The following is a 329-nucleotide window of genomic DNA, read 5'->3' as shown; positions in this document are numbered from 1 at the left end:
CTGCCTTGCTGACGCTCAACGTGCCCGGCTTCGAGGGCCGCAACCTGCTGCTCGTCGCCTTCCTGATCATCGTCGTGCAGGGCAGCGACGTGCTGCAGTACATCTTCGGCAAGCTGTTCGGAAAACACCGCTTCTCGCCGACCGTCTCGCCGTCGAAGACCTGGGAAGGCCTGGTCGGCGGGCTGGTCGCCTCTAGCCTGCTCGGCGCGCTGCTCTCCTTCATCACGCCGTTCTCGCCGCTGCAGGCCTCGGCTGTCGCCGTCGTCGCCTGCACGATGGGATTCCTCGGCGGGCTTGTCGCCTCGGCGATCAAGCGCGACCAGGGCGTC

Annotated in this window: 1 protein-coding gene; it reads left to right on the top strand. The window is 67.2% G+C overall.

Going from position 1 to position 329, the window contains the following annotated elements; all coding sequences use genetic code 11:
* Positions 1–329 (top strand): phosphatidate cytidylyltransferase (locus EN861_RS34675; protein ID WP_189343824.1); only part of this gene is annotated, 329 nt, incomplete at both ends.

It is taken from the genome of Mesorhizobium sp. M8A.F.Ca.ET.218.01.1.1 (genome assembly GCF_004791165.1).
GTDB lineage: Bacteria > Pseudomonadota > Alphaproteobacteria > Rhizobiales > Rhizobiaceae > Mesorhizobium.
This window is presented reverse-complemented; position numbering and strand designations above follow the sequence as displayed.